Below are 16,564 nucleotides of genomic sequence, written 5' to 3' on the forward strand. Positions count from 1 at the left end.
CGCACGGACCGGCGACCTAACAACGCCACCCCTGGCGCGCCGGCGCGTCCGGCACAGCCGGGCGCCCGCGGCTGCCACGACGCAGCCGATTGGTCACCATGAGGCGTCCGCGTCCGGAGGGGTGTCCGGCAGCACCGGGAGTTCCGCGCGGACTCGCCAGCCGCGGCTCGCGGTCAGGGGGCCCGCGGCGAGGGTGCCGCCCAGGGCCGTCACTCGCTCCCGCATTCCTTCCAGCCCATGGCCCGGCGCGCCGGCGGGGACCGCGCCGCCGCGGCCCGTGTCGGTTACCTCGACCACCACCGACTCCGGTAGGTGTGTGATCACCACCGCGGCCGAGGCCGCGCCCGCGTGGCGCAGGACGTTGGTCAGCGACTCCTGGACCACCCGGTAGGCCGCCAGGTCGACCGCCAACGGCAACTCCGCCGCCGAGCCCACCACCGACAGCGTCACCGGCAGGCCCGACTCGGCCAGGCGGTCCCGCAGCGCGGGCACCTGGTCCAGGCCCGGCGCCGGCGCGCGGTCGCCGCGTTGGCGCAGCACCGAGAGGGTGACGCGGAGTTCGTCCAGGGCCGCCTTGCTGCTGCGGCTGATCCGGGTCAGGGCCGCCTCCGCCTCCTCCGGTTTGCGGGGCAGCAGGTGCAGCGCGATCTCCGCCTGCATGTTGATCGCGGCCAGGCCGTGGCCGACCACGTCGTGGACCTCCTGCGCCACCCGTAGGCGCTCGTCGTCGGCGATTCGGCGTGCCTCGTCCGCCCGGGAACGCTGCACCGCCTCCCGACTGACCTTGACCGTCACCCCTATGGCGAACGGGACCGCCACGAACGCGGCCGCCGGGAGCAGGCCGTTGAACTTGGTGTTGGTGAAGTCGTGGAAAGGGAAGAACGCGTGCAGGGCCAGGAGTACGAACGCCACCACGCCGAACCAGGCCGCCCGGCGCAGCGGGATTTCCCCGGCCACCGTATAGATGGCCACCGCGAAGCTGATCAGGATGGGGCCGTAGGGAAAGCCGAGAATCAGATAGGCCGCGGTCAGGCCGGCCACCACACCGAGCGTGGTGACCGGCCAGCGCCGCCGAACGATGGTCACCGCCGCGGCGGTGAAGATCATCGCGTAGCCGAGGGCGTCCAGCGGTGTCCGCAGCGCGCCCGTGGCCTCCTGGTTCGACTGCGCGAAATGCGAGCCGAAGCCCCCGATGAGGAGCAGGAAAGCCGTGATGAGCCCGTCCGCCAGCCACCGGCGCACACTGCCGGCGCGCTTCGCGCTCATCACGGCACCCACAGTTCTAGAGAATGTCACGACGGCGGAGGACCACCGTCCCAAGCGCGACGAAACCGACCAGGTAGCAGGCCACGACCAGCGACGCCACCCCACCCGACATCACCGACTCCACCCCCGGCGTGCCGGCCGGCGCACCGAGCGACGACACCAGCGACCCCGCTCCCGGCCCGGGCAGCCCTCGCTGCGCCGAGTCCACCCACGGCAGCAGCGGCGCCGCCAGCTCCGAGATCAGGTTCTGCACGACCAGCATCCAGACGAGCCCGAGCCCGACCGCCAGGGCGACACCCCGCAGCAGGATGCCGAGCACCGCGCCGAACATCGTCCACATCGTGGCGATCAGCCAGCCCGCGCCGATGCCGCGCAGGATGTCCGTGGCCGACGGGAACGCCATCGACGCGTTCTCCGCCGACGCGATGAGCAGGCTGGCGACCGTACCCATCAGGAAGATCGAGAGTACGAAGCCCAGCGCCGCCAGCGTCAGCACCGCGAACTTGCCCGCGAGCACCGAACCCCGCGACGGACCCTGCGTCAGCACGGTCTTCCACGCGCCCCAGCCGTACTCGCCCCCGACGAACAGCACGCCGAGCACGACCAGCAACGCCCCGAGGAAGACCGGGTAACCGCCGAGCGTGTTGCCGACCACCGCGGCCGGCAGGGTCGCCGCCAGGCCGCGGTCCGCGGTGGGGCCGGTAGAGCCGCTGGTCGCACCGAGATAAGGGATCACATAGGCGAACAGCGCACCGAGGGTCAGCGCGATCCCCAGCAGGAGCCACACCGCCGGCCGCTTGGTCAGCTTGAGCGACTCCGCGCGGAAACTACCGACCATTGCTCTCACCCCCGGTCAGCTCCAGGAACACCTGCTCCAGATCCCGCTCGCGCGGCCGCAGCTCGCTGACCGAGACACCCGCCTTCACCAGCGACTCGTTGATCTCCGCGGAGCGCGCGGGGTCGACGGTGACGTCGAGAGCACCATCCACAACCGACACCGCCGGAGCCCCCAGCACCAGCCGCAGCCACGACGCGGCGTGCTCGACCGGCGTCGCCTGGATCCGCAACCCGGCCCCACCGCGCAGCTCGGCCACCGTGTTCTCCTCGATGAGCCGCCCATGCGCGATGATCCCGACCCGGTCGCAGATCTGCTCGACCTCGCCGAGCAGGTGGCTGGAGATCAGTACGGTCGAGCCCGCCGCGCCGAGCCGCCGGATCAACGCCCGCATGTCGGCCATGCCGGCCGGGTCGAGCCCGTTCGTCGGCTCGTCCAGGATCAACAGCTGCGGGTCCTTGAGCAGCGCCGCCGCCACCCCGAGCCGCTGCTTCATGCCCAGCGAGTACGTCGCGTACTTGTGGCGGGACCGACCCGACAGGTCGACCAGGTCCAGCACCACGTCGATCCGCCGCCGGTCGACCCCGGCGTAGCTGGCCAGCACCCGCAGGTTGTCCCGCCCGCTCAGGTACGGATAGAACGCCGGCCCCTCGATCATCGCCCCGACCCCCGTCAGGTCGCCCGGCGGCCGCCCGTGCAGCAGCACCCGCCCACCGGTCGGCCGGACCAACCCGAGCAGCATCCGCAGCGTGGTCGTCTTGCCAGCGCCGTTGGGCCCCAGGAAGCCGTACACCTCACCGGACCGGACCGTGAGATCGAGATCTTGGACGGCCACCACCGACCCGTATCGTTTTGTCAGCTTTTCGCACACCACCGGTTCCATGGCTCATACGCTGCCGCGCCAAAAGGACAAAAGCGTCCGAGCCAAAGCGGCATCCGGAGTACGCCCGGCGACGTAGAGAACGGCCTCAGGACTGCGCGGCAGCGAGCACGGCGTCCGTCACGGCCTGCTCACCCGACCCGAACCCCACGAGATAGAACGCGTCCACCACGTCCCCGCCGAGGGTGGAGATCCGCGCCGCCCGCACCGCCGCACCGGCCTCGTCGAGCGCACTGGCCACCCGGTAGAGCAGCGCCGGCGAGTCCGCCGCCCGCAACTCCAGCACCACGGCGTCGGTCGCCGCGTCCCGGTGCCAGACGACCCGCGGCGGCGCACCCGGTCCGGTGGACCGCCCGCTCCGGGCCCGCAACCGCTGCGTCACCGACACGTCCCCGGCCACCGCCCGCCGCAGGTCGCTGGCGAGCGCGATCGGATCCGGCGGCGTGCCGAACCGAGGCTGCACCAGGAACTCGACCAACGCCCGGCCCTCCACCGTGGACACGTCAGCACCGAGCACGTCGAGGCGGTGCAACGCCAGACACCCGGCCACCGCGGCGAGCAGGCCACGCCGGTCGGCAGCGGCCACCGCGACCCGATCACCATCGAGGTGTACGGCCGGCAGGGGCCCCGCCACCAACGCCGGGTCGGGTGTGGGCAGCGCCGGCAGCACGCCGGTGTCCAGAGCCGTATGGGTCCGACGGACGAGCTCCGCCACCAGCCGACCCTTCCAGTCGGACCAGGCCGCCGGCCCGGTGGCGAGCGCGTCCGCCCGCGCCAACCCGTGCAACAGGTCCAGCGTCGTCGCGTCACCCACGGCCGACACCACGGACGCGATCGTCTTCGGGTCGGAAAGATCCCGCCGGGTCGCCACCTCGGGCAGCAACAGGTGCAGGCGCACCAACTTGGAGATCAGCGCGACGTCGGCCAACGGCAGCCCGATCCGGCTGGCGACCGCCTCCGCGACCGGCGCGCCGACCACGCTGTGGTCACCGGGCAGCCCCTTGCCCACGTCGTGCAGGAACGCTGCCAGCAGCAACAGGTCGGGCCGGTCGACCTCGCGGGTGAACGCGGTCGCCTCGGCCGCCGCCTGCACGAGGTGCCGGTCGAGCGTGAACCGGTGCACCGGGTTGTGCTGCGGCAGGCTCCGCATCCGGGCCCATTCCGGCAGCCACCCGTCGACAAGCCCGTACCGGTCGCAGGTCTCCCAGGCGGGCACCAGCCCGGCACCCGCGCCGAGCAGTGTGATCAACGCCGACAGGGCAGCGGGCGGCCAGGGAGAAGGCAACGGCGGGCAGTAGGAGGCCAGCCACTCACACGTCGCCCGCGAGATCGGCAGCCGCGTCGTGGCCGCGGCCGCGGCGACCCGCAACGACAACGACGGATCCGGCCGCGCACCGATCGCGGTGCGTGCCAGCACCAGCTCGCCGTCCTGCTCGACCACGTCCCGTGCCACCGGCCGACGCGCGGGCTTCCCGTCGGCGCCGCGCCGGCGGATCATCCGCACCCGGTCGGCGGCCCGCCAGGCGTCGTCGAGCGCGTTGGCGACCGTACGCGCGTCGCTGGCCACCCGCCGCAGCAACGCGTCGCCGTCGTCGAGCCCGAGCAGGGCGGCCACCGCCGCACGCTCCTGCGCGACCAGCCGGTCGACCCGCCGCCCGACGACGACGTGCAGGGCGTCGCGGGTGTCCAGGAGCCGCAGGTGCGCGGCCCGCACGGCCGGCCGCAACGCGTCGGTGACACCCGAGCGCGCGATCCCCCGCAAGACGCCGACATCCCGCAGCCCGCCGGCCGCCTCCTTGAGATCACCCTCCAACAGGAAGGCCAGCTCCCCGTGCGCCTCCCAGCGCGCCATGGTCACCGAGCGCAACGCCGGCAACTGCCGGATCGCCGTGCGCCGCCACTGATCGGCGGCGGCGGAGGCCAGCGAGTCGGACAGCGCGGGATCGCCGGCGACGTGCCGCGCGTCGAGCAGCCCGAGCGCCACCTTCACGTCGTCGTGCGCCACCGACAACGCCTCCGGCAGGGTGCGCACGGAATGATCAAGGCCGAGCCGCGCATCCCAGATCGGATACCAGAGCGACGCGGCCAGCTCGTCCATCCCCGGCACGCCCGCGTGCAGCAGCACGAGATCCAGGTCGGCGTAGGGCGCGACCTGCCGCCGCCCGAGCCCACCCACGGCCACCAGCGCGACACCCGAAACCGCGGAGGGAAAGAGCTCCCGCAACCACGCGTCGAGCGCGTCGGACCGGGCGGCCCGGGCGGCCGCGCCGACCCCGCCAGGAACGACAAGAGGATCGACACCGGCCGAAGCCGGTGCCGATCCCCTTGAAACAACCATCGAAATCAGAGCGCGTCGAGGCCGCGCTCGCCGGTGCGGACCCGGACGACGTCCTCGACGGCCGTCACCCAGACCTTGCCGTCACCGATCTTGCCCGTGCGCGCCGCCGCCACCACCGCGTCGACCACCTTGTCGACGTCGATCTCGTCGGTCAGCACCTCGACCCGGATCTTCGGCAGGAACTCGACCGTGTACTCGGCACCCCGGTAGACCTCGGTGTGCCCCTTCTGGCGGCCATAACCCTGCACCTCGCTGACGGTCAAGCCGGCCACGCCGAGGGCGTGCAGGGCCTCCTTGACCGCGTCCAGCTGGTAGGGCTTGATGACCGCGGTCACCAGCTTCATATCCAACCCCTCCATCGCTAGAAAACTTAGCCGGAGACCTTCTCGCTGACCGGTTTCTCGTCGGGTACTTCACTGTTCGAGCGTGCCGGGGACAGACCGGCGAGCTGGAACGCGCTCGCGGCGCCACCGCCACCCGCGGGCGACAGGTCGTACGCCGACTCGGCGTGCTCCGCGACGTCGATGCCCTCGACCTCGGACTCGGGCGCCGTGCGCAGGCCGACGACCTTCTTGACCACCCACGCGATGCCCATCGCGAGCACCAGCGAGTAGACCGTGACGATCGCGCTGCCCGCGAACTGCCGGCCGAGCTGGGTCGCACCGCCGCCGTAGAAGATGCCGTTGCTGGCACCCAGCACGTCGGTGATGGCCGAGTTGACCTGCGTGGTCGCGAAGAAACCGATCGCCAGCGAGCCGATCCAGCCACCGACGAAGTGGACGCCGACCACGTCGAGCGAGTCGTCGAAGCCGAACCGGTACTTCAGGCTCACCGCGAGGGCGCAGACCGCACCCGCGATGGCGCCGACGATCACGGCCGGGATCGGTGCGATGAAGCCACACGCCGGGGTGATCGCGACCAGACCGGCGATCGCACCGGACGAGGCGCCGACCAGGGTCGGCTTGCCGCCCTTGATCCACTCGACGATGATCCAGCCGAGCACGCCGGCCGCGGTGGCGACCTGGGTGTTGAGGAACGCGACCGCGGTGGTGCCGTCGACCGTCAGCTCGGAGCCGGCGTTGAAGCCGAACCAGCCGAACCACAGCAGGCCGGCGCCGAGCGCGACCAGCGGCACGTTGTGCGGCTTGGTGCTCTCCTTGGGCCAGCCGATCCGCTTGCCCAGCACCAGCACCAGGCCCAGCGCGGCGGCACCGGCGTTGATGTGCACCGCCGTGCCACCCGCGAAGTCGAGCGCGTGGATCTTGGCACCGATGAAGCCGCCACCCCAGACCCAGTGCGCGACCGGGATGTAGACCAGCGTGAACCAGCCGGCCGCGAACAGCAGCCAGCCGGCGAACTTCATCCGGTCGGATGCCGCGCCGCTGATCAGCGCCACGGTGATGATCGCGAACATCATCTGGAAGACCAGGAACACGTACACCGGAATGCCTGTCGTGCCCCAGATGTCACCCAGGAAGTTCGTCTGGGTGCCCAGGTACTGGGTGAAACTGCCGAGGACGTTGTTGACCCCGGAGTTTCCGTTGGTGCCGAATGCCAAGGTGAAGCCGTAGATGACCCAAAGCACTGAGACGAGCCCGATGGAGCTGAAGCTCATCATCATCATGTTGAGTACGCCCTTGGACCGGTTGAGGCCGCCGTAGAACAGCGCCAAACCCGGTGTCATGAGCAGCACGAGCGCGGATGACAGAAGTAGCCAGGCGGTATTGCCGGTGTCGATCTCCACGCTGCCTCCTCTCGGTAGGTTCCTCCCTCCGGCAGGCAGAGCAGCGTCGCCCGACAGCCGGTTTCGCGGGAAGCCTCCCGGGCCGCTGTTTCGCGCAAGGTCGCGGGGCGGTTACCGAAGCGTGACGGGTTGTTTCGTACGTGTGAAGAAACCCACCCTATCGTGTGTTCAGGGAACGACACGGGACGCACGGATCAGCGGAGTGCGTACTCCAGAGTGTGACGTTCGTAGTCGAGCAGGCGGAGATCGCGCATCGGGCGCCGAAGGTGACCTTTGTGCACGATCCGGACGAAAGCCGGGTCGCCGGCGGCGGCCATCCGGCGGATGCCCTCGACGTGGTCGACGATCCGCTTGCGGATCGTCCTGACCAGGCGCTGCCGGTCACGCGGGATCAGCCCGTACGCGTCGGCGAACATCCGCAGGCGCTGCGGCCGGTTGGGCCGCTTCCAGCCGAGCGTGTAGGAGTCCCGGTCGGAGAACAGCGGCACCCAGGTCCACGCGGCGTACGCGACGTCGTAGATCCGCGCCCCGGGCGAGGCGAGGTCGAAGTCGATCAGCGCGAGCGTGCCGTCGGGGCGCCAGATCACGTTGTGCGGCGCCGCGTCGTGGTGGCAGATCACCTCGGTGTCCGGCGGCGGCGGCCCGAACGAGCGCCAGACCGCACCGGACGTCGGCTGGAACCCGTACTGCGCGTCGTGGAACATCCGCAACATCGTCGCGACCGTGACCAGCGCCTCGTCGGTGACCCAGTGCGGCGCCAGCGGGTATTCACCGCACTCCCCCTCGAGGTAGGAGAGGACCTCGCGGTTGCGCTCGTCCATGCCGAGCACCCGCGGCGAGCCGGTGAATCCGACGTGCTCCAGATGGCGCAACAGGGCGTGCACCGAGGGGGTCCAGGGTCCGGCGTTGCGCCGGACCGTGTCGCCGACCCGCACAACGGTGCTGACGTTCCCCCCACGAAGGGGAACTTCCTGTTGCGTCACGTACGGTCTCCCGAGTCCGGAGGCCTGCGGCTGGTAGGTCACCCGAGGTTACGCGTCCGTGCCAACAAGCGCGTCGACGAAGGCCGCCGGTTCGAACGGCGCCAGGTCGTCCGGGCCCTCGCCCAGGCCCACGAGCTTGACCGGAATGCCCAGCTTGCGCTGGACGGCGATGACGATGCCGCCCTTGGCCGTGCCGTCGAGCTTGGTCAGCACCACGCCCGTCACGTCCACCACCTCGGTGAACACCCGCGCCTGCTCCAGGCCGTTCTGGCCGGTGGTGGCGTCGAGCACCAGCAGCGTCTCGTCGACCGGGCCCTGCTTCTCGACGACCCGCTTGACCTTGCCGAGCTCGTCCATCAGGCCGACCTTGTTCTGGAGGCGCCCGGCGGTGTCGACCAGCACGGTGTCGACGCCGGTGTCGACGCCCTTCTTGACCGCGTCGAACGCCACGCTGGCGGGGTCGGCGCCCTCCGGGCCGCGGACCACCTCGGCGCCCACCCGGCCGGCCCAGGTGGCCAGTTGCTCGGACGCGGCGGCCCGGAACGTGTCGGCGGCGCCCAGCAGCACGGTGTGGCCGTCGGCGATCAGCACCCGAGCGATCTTGCCGCAGGTGGTGGTCTTGCCCGAGCCGTTGACCCCGACCACCAGCAGCACGGACGGCTTGCCGGCGACGTTGAGCGAGCGGTCGAGGGTGGGGTCGAGCGCCTCGACCAGCTCGGCGGCCAGCAGCGCGCGCAACTCGGTCGGGTTGCGGGTGCCGAGGACCTTGGTGCGCTCGCGGAGCCGGCCGACGATCTCGTGCGTCGCCTCGACGCCGACGTCGGCGGCGATCAGGCTGTCCTCGATCTCCTCCCAGGCGTCCTCGTCGAGTCGGTCCCGGGCGAGCACGGCGAGCAGGCTCTTGCCGAACACGCTCTGCGAGCGGGAGAGCCGCCCACGCAGCCGCACCAGGCGGCCGGCGGTGGGTGCCGGGGTCTCGATGGTGGGTGCCGGCGCTTCGGGCGCCTCCGTCGGGCGTTCCGGCGCCAAAATGCCGACGCCGCCGCCCTCCTCGGGCTGGTCGGCGGCTTGCGGCGGGGCCGGCGGCACGGCCCGGCGGCGGATCCGGGGCACGAGCAGGCCGAGCCCGGCGAGCAGCAGCACGCCGGCCAGGACGATTCCGAGGATCACAAACTCCATACCGAAATCCTGACATGCCCCGCACAGACCCACGCGGCTGCGGGTGTGAGGTGTCGCGCCATTCGGCTATGGCGCACTACGTAGGTGGGTAGAAAAGATAGTCGCGGCTCCCCCCACCCTCACTGGAGGTTGAAAACGTATGTCCGCCGGCACACGTCTGCTGATCGGTCCGGTGCTCCGCCGGGTCGTCGACACCCGGGCCACGATCTGGGTCGAGACGGCCGCGCCGGCCGAGGTGACCGTGCGCGCAGAGGGGGGCGCGGAGGGTAGCGCGCGTACGTTCACCGCCTTCGACCACCACTACGCGCTGGTCGTGGTCGAAGGACTGCCGCCGGACGCGGTCACGCCCTACGAGGTGTTCGTCGACGACGCGAAGGTCTGGCCGGATCCCGACTCGACGTACCCCCCGAGCGTGATCCGCACCCGGATGAGTGACGACGGCGGCCAGCCGGTGAAGTTGATCTTCGGTTCGTGCCGGGAGGCGACACCGCGCTCGACCGGGCACAAACTGCCACCGGACGCGCTGGACGCGTTCGCCCGGCGGCTGATGGCTGACGAGGGGATCCGGCCCGACCTGATGGTGCTGCTCGGCGACCAGGTCTACGCCGACGTGACCTCCCGGGAGGTGCGCCGGTTCCTGCGCACCCAGCGCAAGCGCCGCAAGTCCAAGCTCACCGACGCGCCGCCGCACCAGGTGGTCACGTTCCACGAGTACACCGGGCTCTACCTGGAGTCGTGGCGCGACCCGGAGATCCGCTGGCTGCTCTCGACGGTGCCGAGCGTGATGATCTTCGACGACCACGAGATCATCGACGACTGGAACTCCTCGGCCTCCTGGCGGGTCACCGCCCGGGAGCAGCCCTGGTGGCGCGAACGGATCACCAGCGGCCTGGCCTCCTACTGGGTCTACCAGCACCTCGGCAACCTGCACCCGGACGAACTGGCCGGCGACGCCGTCTACCCGAAGGTGATCGAGGCCGGCGACGCGACCGAGATCCTGCGCGAGTTCGGCGAACGGGTCGACAAGGAGGCCGACGCCGCGCACGACACCGAGCGCTGGCGGGCCACCCAGTATCAGTGGTCCTACCGCGTCGACATCGGCCGCACCCGGCTCGTCGTGCTCGACAACCGGTGCAGCCGGGTGCTCGACCCCGACACCCGCGCGATGCTGCCGCCGGGCGAGTGGTCGTGGTTCCTCGACCAGGCGCACGGCGACTACGACCACCTGGTGGTCGGCTCCTCGCTGCCCTGGCTGCTGCCGCACGGCATCCACCACCTGGAGGCGTGGAACGAACGGCTGGCGGCGTCGCCGCGCGGTTTCGTCGCGCACGCCGCGGAGACGATGCGCCGCGCTGTCGACCTCGAGCACTGGGCGGCGTTCCAGCGTTCCTTCGAGGATCTGGCGGAGCTGTTCGCCCGGCTGGGCTCCGGCCCCCGCACGGTCGGCGGCGAGCGGGTCGGCGCCGGTCCCGCCTATCCGGCGCCCGCGTCGATCAGCGTGCTGTCGGGCGACGTACACCATTCCTATGTGGCCCGGGTCGGCTTCGCGGACCCTGCGGTCAGCACACCGGTGCACCAGCTCACCTGCTCACCGATCCACAACGCGGTGCCGGCGGTGATGAAGCCGGTGATGACGCTGGGCTGGTGGCGCGGCCCGTCGACGCTGGTGCGGGCATTGGCCAAGACCGCACGGGTACGCAAGCCGAGCGTCCGCTGGCGCAAGCTGGCCGGCCCCTACTTCGGCAACGCGGTCAGCACGCTGACGCTGTCGGGCCCGTCGGCCGCGGTCACGATCGAGGGCACGCGCGACGACGGCGTGCTGACCCGGGTGGCGTCGCTCCCGCTCACGGACCCGACGCCGGCACCCCGCCCGGCACCGGATAAATCGAGCGGCGTGCCGGCGAACGAAACGGCATGATGCCCCGATGACCTGGACTGCCCCCGAGATCGAACGCCGCAACGAGCCCTACGTCGCCGACGAACGCACGATGCTGCAGGGCTGGCTCGACCTGCACCGCGACACGCTGCTCTGGAAATGCCAGGGCCTGACCGGCGAGCAACTGACGCGGCGCACGGCCGAGCCCTCGACGCTGAGCCTGCTGGGCCTGGTCCGCCACATGGCGGCGGTGGAACGAAGCTGGTTCCACCGCGCCGCCGGCGCGCCGCACGAGGACCTCTACTACACCGAGGAGAACCCGGACGGCGACCTCAACGACGGCACGGCCGAATCCGCGGAAGCGGACTTCGCGACGTTCCGCGCGGAATGCGCTAAGGCCGACGCCGTGGTGGCGGACCTACCTCTGGACCACACGTTCGACACGACCCGCAACCGCACGATCAGCCTGCGCTGGGTCTACACCCACATGATCGAGGAGTACGCCCGCCACAACGGCCACGCGGACCTACTCCGCGAACGCCTTGACGGCACAACCGGCGACTGACCGCCTCAGCGGCGAGCGATTAGTCGCCCGGTGAGGATGGTCAGGACCTCTCCCAAGAGGCGAGGGCCGATATTGCCGACGTGCTGGCGGACGAACCGCGTGTCAATCACACGGATCTGCTCAGTCATGACGAATGACTTCGCGGCCAGTCCGTTGCGATCGTCCGGCGCCACGGCGACGTGGTTGGGGACACCGCGATCCTTTGTCGTCAACGGACAGACCAAAGCGAGATTAGGAACACGCTCATACTCATGACTGTGGACCACCAGGACAGGTCGGTAGCCACCCTGCTCTGCACCGCGGGCCCTGGGCTCACCAAGGTCGGCGATGTAGAGGGCACCCGCCCTCACCGGTCGTGAATGGTCAGAGGTACGTCGTCGACCATGTCCGGCGGCGACGGGATCGGACCGATGCGCGGTAGGTGGGCGTACTCTGGGTAGTCATCGTCGTCGCCGCCGGCATAGCCGTCGGCATAGCCAGCCGACACCTTCTCCCAGAACTCGTGGGCCTCGGCGATGTCCAGCAACACTTCTATCTCCTCCCCCATCGGACGACCATGTCGGGCGGCCCACGCCGCTAGTCGGTCGCGGGTGCTTGACTCGACGCTGATCGTGGTCTTGCCCATACCGACAGCGTAGCGAAATTCAATGCCGCAAGGCGTGCCAACTATCGGCGCCGAGCATGCCGCCAGGCATAGCGGCTAGAGGTCGAGGGCCGCGCGGATATAGGAAAGGTCGCTCGGGCCGGTCCAGCGGTGGGCGGACAGGCCCGCGGCGCGGGCGCCGTAGACGAAGCGGGCGCTGTCATCGACGAAGAGCACGCGGTTCGGCGGTGTGCCCAGGGCCAGGCAGGCTGCGCCGAAATACTCGGGCGCCGGTTTCGGGATGTGCAGGTCCGACGAGTTGATCACCGCGTCGAACTCGTCGGTCAGGCCCAGTGTGCGGAGGTCCGTGTCCAGGAGGTCGGTGGCGTTGGTGGCCAGACCGACCTTGATGCCGGCGGCGCGGGCCTCGCGGATCAGCTCCAGCAGGCCCGGTTCGACCGTCCCCCGGTAGCTCTCCCACTCCTTGACCGCCGCGGCGGCGCGGTCCGGGTCGCCCGTCTGGTCGGCCAGGTCCGCGGCGATCACCTCGGCCCACTCGTCGTGGGTGATGTCCCCGATGATCGCCGGCATGAGGCGCGACCAGTCCATGGCGGCCACGTAGAGCGAGCCGCGCTTGAGGTCGTGCGCCGCCTCGATGCCGTGGATCACCTCCGGGTCCCAGCGGCGCAGCGTGCCGTCCAGGTCGACCAGCAGCGCGGTGGCCTTGGGCCGCATCTACTCCTCCTCGCTGCCGAGCCGCTGGCTGATCACTTCGGTGACGCCGTTGCGCATGGTCACGCCGTAGAGGGCGTCGGCGACCTCCATCGTGCGCTTCTGGTGGGTGATGATGATCAGCTGGCTCTTCTCCCGGAGCTGGGCGAACAGCGTGATCAGCCGGCCGAGGTTGACGTCGTCCAGCGCCGCCTCGACCTCGTCCATGATGTAGAACGGGCTGGGGCGGGCCCGGAAGATCGCGACCAGCATGGCGACCGCCGTCAGCGAGCGCTCGCCACCCGACAGCAGCGAGAGCCGCTTGATCTTCTTGCCCGGCGGGCGGGCCTCGACCTCGACGCCCGTGGTCAGCATGTCCTCGGGGTCGGTGAGCACCAGTCGACCCTCGCCGCCCGGGAAGAGCACGTTGAAGACGTTCCCGAACTCGCGCGCCGTGTCGTGGTAGGCGCTGGTGAACACCTCGAGGATCCGGTCGTCCACGTCCTTGACGACGGTGAGCAGGTCACGCCGGGTGTTCTTGAGGTCCTCGAGCTGGTCCGAGAGGAACTTGAAGCGCTCCTCCAGGGCCGCGAACTCCTCGAGCGCCAGCGGGTTGACCTTGCCGAGCAGGGACAGCTCGCGCTCGGCCTTCGCGGCCCGCTTCTCCTGGGTCGGCCGGTCGTAGGGCACGGGCTCGGGCTCCGGCTCACCGGCCGCGACGGCCGCGGCAAGAGCCACCTGCGTCGGGGGTACGGGCTGCTCCGGCCCGTATTCGGCGACCAGCGTCTCGACGTCGAGCGAGAAGTCCTCGGCGGCCTTGATCTCGAGCTGCTCGATCCGCATGCGCTGCTCGGCCCGGGCGACCTCGTCGCGGTGGACCTCGCTGGTCAGCCGCTCCAGGTCGGAAGCGAGCCGCTTGGCCGCCGCGCGTACCTCCTGGAACTCGGCCTCGCGGGCGGACCGTGCGCTGGCGACGGCGTCCCGGGTCTCCTCGGCCGCGGCCAGCGAGACCGCGACGCGGGCCAGCGCCTCGCGGGCGCCGATCTCCACGGCCCGGGCGATCCCGGCACCGCGGACCCGGGCGGCCCGGCGGGCGGCGGCGCGCTCGCGGGCGGCCCGCTCGGCGGCGGCCTGGCGGGCCAGGGACTCGGCCCGGCCGGCGATCGAGGCGACCCGCTCCTCGGCGGTACGCACCGCGAGCCGGACCTCCATCTCGTTCTGCCGTGCCTGCGGCACCATCGCGGCGAGCTGGTCGCGCTCCTCGGTCGACGGCTCCTCGTCGATCGGGGTGGTCTCGGCCAGCTCGAGCCGGGTCTCCAGCTCGGCCAGCGCGGTCAGGTCACGCTCGCGGGCCTCCTCGGCGCGGGCGCGGGAGGCACCCAGGCGCTCGGTCTCCGCGGCGGCGGACCGGGCGGCGGCACCGAGCTCGGCGAGCCGGCGGGCGGCGGCGTTGCGCTGCCCCTCGGCGGCCCGCTTCTCCCGCTCGGTGACCTGCACGGCCTCCTTGCGGCTGGCCACGGCCGCCCGTCCGGCGGCGAGCTGGGTGCGTAGCTGCTCGATCTGCTCCTCGGCGCGCGCCCGGTTCGAGGCGGCCTCGTCGACGGCCGCCTGCAGTTCGATGAAGCTCTGCGCCTTGGCCGAGCCACCCGCGGCGGCGTAGGCGCCGACCACGTCGCCGTCCGGCGTCACCGCGCGCAGCTGCGGGTTGGCGGCCACCGCACGGGTCGCCAGTTCCAGGCTCTCGGTGAGGATCACGTCGCGCAACGCCCAGTGCACCGCGGGCCGGATCCGCTCGTCGCAGCGCACCACGTCGGGTGCCCAGCGCGCGCCGTCCGGCAGCGCGGGCCGCAGCGCGTCCGGCGTGCCGATCATGCCGGGGCCCGCGGGGGTGCCGACCAGCAGCGCTGCCCGCCCGGCGTCCTGGATCTTGAGGTAGCGCATCGCCTCGGCCGCCTCGTCGACGCCGGCGACCGCGACCGCGTCGGCCAGCGCGCCCAGCGCCGCGGCCAGGGCCGCCTCGTGCCCGGGCTCGACGGTCAGCATCCCGGCGAGGCTGCCCAGCAGGCCCGGCACCTGGTCGGCGCGGGCGAGCAGCGCGCCGGCGCCGTCCTTGCGGCGCAGGCCGAGCGAGAGCGCCTCCTCGCGGGCCTTCCAGGTCGCCGCGTCCTTCTCGGCGACCCGCTCGCGGTTGGTCAACTCGCGGACCTCTGCGGCCGACTCCTCGTGCGCGGCGACCGCCTCGTCGTGGCGGGCGTCGAGGTCGGCGTCGGCCAGGTCGGCCTCGGACGACTCGGCGGCGACGGCGTCGACCTCGGCCTGGGCGCGCTGCGCCCGGGTCTGTGCGTCGACGTGGGCGGCGGCGAGCCGCGAGATCTCCTCAGCGCCGCTGGTGCTGCGGGCGCGGGCGGCGTTGACCTGACCGGTCAGCTTGGCCAGGCCCTCGCGGCGGTCGGCGATCGCCTTGGCGGCCGCGCGCAGCGCCTGCTCGGCGGCGGCGAGCTGGCGTTCCAGGCCCTGCCTGGACTCGACGGCCTCGGCGAGGCGGGCCTGGTCGTCCTTGAGCGCGCCGCGGAGCTTGTCCTCCTGCGCGCGCACCCGCTCCGACTCGGCGGCCAGCTCGTCCGGGTCACGCCCGGGGCGTTCGTCGTCGGGCGTGGCGGACAGGTGCCGCAGCCGCTCGCTGGCGAGCTGCTCGGTGGATCGAAACCGCTCCTGAAGGGCGGAGAGCTTGTACCAGGCGTCCTGTGCGGCGGCCAGCAGCGGCGCGTCCTCGGCCAGCGCGGCCTCGAGCTGGGCCAGCCGGCGCTGCACCTGGTCGTGCTCGTCCTCGACGTACTCGCGGCGCTCGCGCAGGGCCGCCTCGTCGGCGATCTCCTTGTCGAGCGTGGTGCGCAGCGTGTGCAGGTCGTCGGCGAGCAGCCGGAGCCGGGCGTCGCGCAGGTCGGCCTGGATGCCGGCGGCCCGCCGGGCCACCTCGGCCTGCTTGCCCAGCGGCTTGAGCTGGCGGCGCAGCTCCGCGGTCAGGTCGGTGAGCCGGTTGAGGTTGGTCTGCATCGCGTCGAGCTTCCGCAGCGCCTTTTCCTTGCGCTTGCGGTGCTTGAGGACGCCGGCCGCCTCCTCGATGAACGCGCGGCGGTCCTCCGGCTTGGCGTGCAGCACGGCGTCGAGCTGGCCCTGGCCGACGATCACGTGCATCTCGCGGCCGATGCCGGAGTCGCTGAGCAGCTCCTGGATGTCGAGCAGCCGGCAGGAGTTGCCGTTGATCTCGTATTCGCTCTCACCGGAGCGGAACATCCGGCGGGTGATCGACACCTCGGTGTAGTCGATCGGCAGCGCGCCGTCGCCGTTGTCGATGGTGAGGGTGACCTCGGCGCGGCCCAGCGGCGCCCGGCCGGCGGTGCCGGCGAAGATCACGTCTTCCATCTTGCCGCCGCGCAGCGCCTTGGCGCCCTGCTCGCCCAGCACCCAGGAGATGGCGTCGACCACGTTGGACTTGCCAGAGCCGTTGGGCCCCACGACGCAGGTGATGCCCGGCTCCAGCCGCAACGTGGTCGCGGAGGCGAAGGACTTGAAGCCCTTCACGGTCAAGCTCTTGAGATGCACC

Annotated in this window: 14 protein-coding genes; 2 read left to right on the plus strand and 12 right to left on the minus strand. The window is 71.6% G+C overall.

The features are described from left to right. Positions 1 to 93: 93 nt before the first annotated feature. The 8 genes from Air01nite_RS27005 to ftsY all read right to left on the minus strand — a co-directional run bounded on the left by Air01nite_RS27005 (position 94) and on the right by ftsY (position 9,225). Positions 94 to 1,266 carry a sensor histidine kinase gene (locus tag Air01nite_RS27005; protein ID WP_203706125.1) on the minus strand — a complete coding sequence of 391 codons (1,173 nt, stop codon included), beginning with the start codon at positions 1,264 to 1,266 and terminating at the stop codon, positions 94 to 96. A 16-nt stretch (positions 1,267 to 1,282) separates the two neighbouring features. Next, positions 1,283 to 2,104 carry a DUF2705 family protein gene (locus tag Air01nite_RS27010; protein ID WP_203706126.1) on the minus strand — a complete coding sequence of 274 codons (822 nt, stop codon included), beginning with the start codon at positions 2,102 to 2,104 and terminating at the stop codon, positions 1,283 to 1,285. Then, positions 2,094 to 2,984, minus strand: a complete 891-nt coding sequence (locus Air01nite_RS27015; protein ID WP_203706127.1) for an ABC transporter ATP-binding protein — start codon at positions 2,982 to 2,984, stop codon at positions 2,094 to 2,096. The genes Air01nite_RS27010 and Air01nite_RS27015 overlap by 11 nt, the downstream gene beginning before the upstream one ends. Before the next feature lie 85 nt (positions 2,985 to 3,069). Next, on the minus strand, positions 3,070 to 5,319 hold the full coding sequence (locus tag Air01nite_RS27020) for a [protein-PII] uridylyltransferase (protein WP_203706128.1): 2,250 nt from the start codon (positions 5,317 to 5,319) through the stop codon (positions 3,070 to 3,072). Between the two features lie 5 nt (positions 5,320 to 5,324). After that, complete coding sequence (locus Air01nite_RS27025; RefSeq protein WP_203706129.1) at positions 5,325 to 5,663, minus strand: P-II family nitrogen regulator; 339 nt, start codon at positions 5,661 to 5,663, stop codon at positions 5,325 to 5,327. A 26-nt stretch (positions 5,664 to 5,689) separates the two neighbouring features. After that, positions 5,690 to 7,063, minus strand: coding sequence for an ammonium transporter (locus Air01nite_RS27030; RefSeq protein WP_203706130.1), 1,374 nt, complete (start codon positions 7,061 to 7,063; stop codon positions 5,690 to 5,692). A gap of 194 nt (positions 7,064 to 7,257) precedes the next feature. Continuing rightward, on the minus strand, positions 7,258 to 8,088 hold the full coding sequence (locus Air01nite_RS27035) for a phosphotransferase (RefSeq protein WP_203706131.1): 831 nt from the start codon (positions 8,086 to 8,088) through the stop codon (positions 7,258 to 7,260). 6 nt (positions 8,089 to 8,094) lie between these two features. After that, the gene (ftsY, locus tag Air01nite_RS27040) at positions 8,095 to 9,225 is read right to left on the minus strand and encodes a signal recognition particle-docking protein FtsY (RefSeq protein WP_203706132.1); all 1,131 of its coding nucleotides are present in this window, start codon (positions 9,223 to 9,225) and stop codon (positions 8,095 to 8,097) included. A gap of 139 nt (positions 9,226 to 9,364) precedes the next feature. On the opposite strand from ftsY, the gene Air01nite_RS27045 reads away from it, so the two are divergent. Together Air01nite_RS27045 and Air01nite_RS27050 are read left to right on the plus strand one after the other, a co-directional pair. After that, complete coding sequence (locus Air01nite_RS27045) at positions 9,365 to 11,143, plus strand: alkaline phosphatase D family protein (RefSeq protein WP_203706133.1); 1,779 nt, start codon at positions 9,365 to 9,367, stop codon at positions 11,141 to 11,143. 7 nt (positions 11,144 to 11,150) lie between these two features. Then, positions 11,151 to 11,666, plus strand: coding sequence for a DinB family protein (locus Air01nite_RS27050; RefSeq protein WP_203706134.1), 516 nt, complete (start codon positions 11,151 to 11,153; stop codon positions 11,664 to 11,666). 5 nt (positions 11,667 to 11,671) lie between these two features. On the opposite strand, the gene Air01nite_RS27055 is transcribed toward Air01nite_RS27050, so the two are convergent. From Air01nite_RS27055 to smc, 4 genes are all read right to left on the minus strand, one after another. Next, positions 11,672 to 12,016 carry a type II toxin-antitoxin system PemK/MazF family toxin gene (locus Air01nite_RS27055; protein WP_203706135.1) on the minus strand — a complete coding sequence of 115 codons (345 nt, stop codon included), beginning with the start codon at positions 12,014 to 12,016 and terminating at the stop codon, positions 11,672 to 11,674. Further along, positions 12,013 to 12,291 (minus strand): hypothetical protein, encoded by a 279-nt coding sequence (locus tag Air01nite_RS27060; protein WP_203706136.1) that lies wholly within the window; start codon positions 12,289 to 12,291, stop codon positions 12,013 to 12,015. Before Air01nite_RS27060 ends, Air01nite_RS27055 begins: the two co-directional genes overlap by 4 nt. A gap of 75 nt (positions 12,292 to 12,366) precedes the next feature. Next, on the minus strand, positions 12,367 to 12,984 hold the full coding sequence (locus Air01nite_RS27065) for an HAD family hydrolase (RefSeq protein WP_203706137.1): 618 nt from the start codon (positions 12,982 to 12,984) through the stop codon (positions 12,367 to 12,369). After that, positions 12,985 to 16,563 carry a chromosome segregation protein SMC gene (gene smc / locus Air01nite_RS27070; protein ID WP_203706138.1) on the minus strand — a complete coding sequence of 1,193 codons (3,579 nt, stop codon included), beginning with the start codon at positions 16,561 to 16,563 and terminating at the stop codon, positions 12,985 to 12,987. It abuts the gene before it with no gap. Position 16,564 lies beyond the last annotated feature (1 nt).

The organism is Asanoa iriomotensis (genome assembly GCF_016862515.1).
GTDB lineage: Bacteria > Actinomycetota > Actinomycetes > Mycobacteriales > Micromonosporaceae > Asanoa > Asanoa iriomotensis.